Source organism: Mycobacterium sp. TH-M15, from assembly GCF_057473705.1.
The window spans coordinates 1-4,263 of sequence record NZ_JBYCLB010000548.1; the positions used below are offsets into that span (position 1 = coordinate 1).

The window sequence follows — 4,263 nt, forward strand, 5'->3', positions numbered from 1 at the left end:
CGACAACATCCATGCCAGCGCGGTGCAGCTGGAGGTGAACACCCTTTTCCAGTCACTGACCGACACCCTGAACAAGATCGAGCCGGTGAAGCTCAACGGGACGCTGAGCGCGCTGGCCGAGGGGCTGCGCGGCAACGGCGACAACCTGGGCGCGGCGATGGCCGGGCTGAACACCTACCTGGGCAAGCTGAACCCGAAGCTGCCCGCGATGGAGAACGATTTCCGGCTGTCGGCCCGGGTGGCCGGGTACTACGGCGACGTCGCCCCGGACCTGGTGACCGTCCTGGACAACCTGCCGTCGATCAACAAGACCATCGTCGACCAGCGGGCCAACCTGACCAAGACGCTGCTGGCCACCACCGGCCTGGGGCGCAACGCCTACGAGACCCTGGCCCCCGGCGCCGACGACTTCATCGCCGGGGTGACCCGGTTCCGCGCGCTGAGCAGCCTGCTGGCCGAGTACTCGCCGGAGTTCGGCTGTCTGTTCAAGGGGCTGGCCCTGGGGTACGCCCGATTCGGGCCTTCGATCGGCGGCACCAACCCGGCGCTGTTCGTGCACTCCAGCTTCATCCCCGGCGCGCCGGCCTACACCTACCCGGAGAGCCTGCCGGTCGCCAACGCCACCGGCGGCCCGAACTGCCGCGGGCTGCCGGACATCCCCAGCAAGAACTACGGTGGCTCCTGGTACCGGTCGCCGTTCCTGGTGACCGACAACGCCTATATCCCCTTTCAGCCGAACACCGAGCTGACTTTCGACCCGCCGTCGACGGCGCAGTTCCTGTTCAACGGCGCCTTCGCGGAACGGGACGAGTACTGATGAGCTACCGGGGAACGCCGATCAAGGTGGCCGTCTTCACGGTCGCCATGCTGCTGGTGTCGGTATTTCTGGTGGTGATCTTCGGCGAGTTCCGGTTCGCCGCCGGCCACACTTACCACGCCAGGTTCGAGAACGCGTCCCGGCTCACGGCCGGCCAGGACGTCCGGATCGCCGGCATCCCGGTGGGCACCGTCAGGTCGGTGAAGCTGGCCCCGGACCACAGCGTCGACGTCACCTTCGACGTCAACCGGCGCTACCAGCTCTACGACTCGACCGAGGCGCTGATCCGCTACGAGAACCTGGTCGGTGACCGCTACCTGGAGATCACCTCCGGCCCCGGCGAGCTGAACAAGCTGCCGCCCGGCGGCACCATCACGCACACCCAGCCGGCTCTGGACCTGGATGCCCTGCTCGGCGGGCTGCGTCCGGTGCTCAAGGGCCTGGACGGCACCAAGGTGAACGAGATCAGCGGCGCGATCCTCGAGCTGCTGCAGGGTCAGGGCGGCGCCTTGTCGCAGCTGCTGAGCAGCACCGGCTCGTTCACCCACGTCCTGGCCGCCCGCCAGCAGCTGATCGGCGAGGTGATCGACAACCTGAACGCGGTGCTGGGCACCGTGGATGCCAAGCGGGCGCAGTTCGACGCCAGCGTTGACCGGCTGCAGCAGCTGCTCAGCGGCCTGGCCGCCGGACGGGACGCCGTCGCGGGCGCGATCGGCCCGCTGGCCTCGGTCGAGACCGACCTGACCGAGGTGCTGCGCCGGGGCCGCCGGCCGATCCAGGGCCTGATCGAGAACGCCCGGCCGTTCGCGACGGTGCTGAACAAGCGGAAAGACGAGCTCAACGAGGTGATCGACCCGCTGGAGGAGAACTACCTGCGGCTGAACGCGCTGGGCGCCTACGGCTCGTTCTTCAACATCTACTACTGCACGATCGCGGTGAAGTTCAACGGGCCGGCGGGCAGCGACATCCTGCTGCCGCAGGGCGGGCAGAACGTCAAGAGCAAGGGGAGGTGCTCCCCTGTCAAGGAGTGAGGAGAACCCGACCCGAACCGGCATCTTCGGCATCACCCTGGTGACCTGCCTGGTTCTCGTATCGTTCGGCTACACCAGCCTGCCGTTCTGGCCGCAGGGCAAGAACTATCGCGCCTACTTCGCCGACGCCGGCGGGATCATGCCGGGTAGCGACGTGACGCTATCCGGTATCCGGGTCGGCAAGGTCACCTCGGTGGGGCTGGCCGGTGCCACCGCCAAGGTGGGCTTCACCGTCGACCGCACCATCCAGGTGGGCGACCAGTCGCTGGCAACGATCAGGACCGAGACGGTGCTGGGTGAGAAGTCACTGGCGATCTCCCCGCACGGGGGCGGATCGGCGACGGTCATCCCGCTGGAGCGCACCACCACGCCGTACACCCTCAACAACGCGCTGCAGGATCTGGGCGGAAACGTCAAGGCCCTGGACAAGGGCAAGCTCGCCGACGCGCTGCGGACGCTCACCGACTCGATGCACGACGCGACCCCGCAGCTGCGCGGCGCGCTGGACGGGGTGGCCGCGCTGTCCCGCAGCCTCAACAGCCACGATGCGGCGCTGGGCGAGCTGCTCGCCCACGCCCAGTCGGTGACCGGCGTGCTCAACCAGCGGGCAAAGCAGGTGAACCGGCTGGTGGCGGGCGGCAACCAACTCTTCGCCGCCCTCGACGAGCGCCGTCAGGCGATCGGTGCGCTGATCTCCGGCATCGACGACGTCTCCGAGCAGCTCTCCGGCTTCGTCACCGACAACCAGCGCGACCTCGGCCCGGCCCTGCAGCGGCTGAACCTGGTGCTGGACAACATGAACTCCCGCCGGGACCGGATCGAGGGCGCGCTGAAGCGGCTGCCGGGTTACGCCACCACGCTCGGCGAGGTGGTGGCGTCGGGGCCGGGATTCCAGATCAACCTGTACGGCATGCCGCCGCCCACCATCTCCGAGGTGCTGGTCGACCTGTACTTCCAGCCCGGTAAGCTGCCGGACAGCCTCGCCGACTACCTGCGCGGAACGCTGGACAGCCGAATGTGGATCAGGCCGAAATCCCCATGACGTCACGAACTGCGTTCTCCTCGTTCTCCTCGGCGCTGCGCGGCGGCACACAGCGGGCGGTGCTCGCCGGGGTGCTGGCGCTGCTGCTGGTGGCCGGCGTCTACGTGGTCTCCCCATCGCACGCCGGGTACCGGGTCACCGGCTACTTCAGCTCGGCGGTCGGCCTGTACCCCGGCGACGACGTCCGGGTGGTCGGCGTCCCGGTCGGGCGGATCGAGTCCATCGAGCCGCGCCCCGAGGACGTCAAGATCACCATGAAGGTGGACCGGGACGTCCGGCTGCCGCAGGACGTGCACGCGATCATCATGGCGCCGAACATCGTCTCGGCCCGGGTGATCCAGTTCGCCCCGGCCTACACCGAAGGGCCGGCGCTGCCGGCCGGGGCGGAGATCAACCTGAACCACACCGCGGTCCCGGTGGAGTGGGACGAGGTCAAAGAGCAGCTGACCGCGCTCAGCGCGGAGCTGGGACCGGCGAAGGGACGACTGAACGGCCCGCTGAGCTCGTTCGTCAACCAGGCCGCGGACACCCTCGACGCCAGCGGCGGCTCGTTCCGGAAGGCGCTGCGCGAGCTGTCCCAGACCGCCGGCCGGTTCGGCGACTCGCGCACCGACCTGTTCGGCACCGTGCAGAACCTGCAGGTGCTGGTGAATGCGCTGTCGTCGAGCAACGAGCAGATCGTGCAGTTCACCAACCACGTCGCTTCGGTCTCGACGGTGCTGGCCGAGAGCTCGCAGGATCTGGACGGCACCCTCGGCACGCTGAACCAGGCGCTGCGCGACGTCCGCGGCTTCCTGAAGGACAACAACGAGGCGTTGATCGGGCAGGTCAACAAGCTCGCCGAGTTCAGCAAGACGCTCTCCGACCAGAGCGACAACTTCGAGCAGGTGCTGCACATCACCCCGCACGGCCTGACGAACTTCTACAACATCTACAACCCGGCCCAGGGCACGCTGAGCGGGCTGCTCTCGCTGCCCGACTTCGGCAACCCGGTGCAGTTCATCTGCGGCGGTATCTTCGACATCGGCGCGGTGCCGGACAATTTCAAGCGGGCGGAGATCTGCAAGGAGCGGATGGGGCCGGTGCTGCGGCGCTGGGCGATGAACTTCGTGCCATTGCTGTTCCACCCGGTCAACAGCATCACCGCCTACAAAGGCCAGATCCAGTACGACACGCCGGCGACCGAGGCCAAGTCGGAGACCCCGGTGCCGTACCTGAAGTGGCTGCCGGCGCCCGGCGTCACCCCGCCGGATCCGAAGGACGTGGCCTCGTTGTTCCTGCCGCCGCTGCCCGGACAGCTGGGCCGGGCGCCGGGTCCGACCGGGCCGGCCGAGCCGGGTGGCGGGACGCCGCCACCGGAAGCGTACGGGGGC

At 68.5% G+C, this 4,263-nt stretch carries 4 protein-coding genes; all 4 read left to right on the forward strand.

Annotated elements, in window-relative coordinates:
* Positions 1–817, forward strand: an 817-nt coding sequence (locus AC2VNT_RS13375) for an MCE family protein (protein WP_486947324.1), incomplete at its 5' end; no start/stop codon positions are given.
* Positions 817–1,848, forward strand: coding sequence for an MCE family protein (locus tag AC2VNT_RS13380; protein WP_486947325.1), 1,032 nt, complete (start codon positions 817–819; stop codon positions 1,846–1,848). The genes AC2VNT_RS13375 and AC2VNT_RS13380, both read left to right, overlap by 1 nt.
* On the forward strand, positions 1,835–2,890 hold the full coding sequence (locus tag AC2VNT_RS13385; RefSeq protein ID WP_486947327.1) for an MCE family protein: 1,056 nt from the start codon (positions 1,835–1,837) through the stop codon (positions 2,888–2,890). The genes AC2VNT_RS13380 and AC2VNT_RS13385 overlap by 14 nt, the downstream gene beginning before the upstream one ends.
* Positions 2,887–4,263: MCE family protein (locus AC2VNT_RS13390; RefSeq protein ID WP_486947326.1), on the forward strand; the 1,377-nt coding region annotated here is incomplete at its 3' end. The genes AC2VNT_RS13385 and AC2VNT_RS13390, both read left to right, overlap by 4 nt.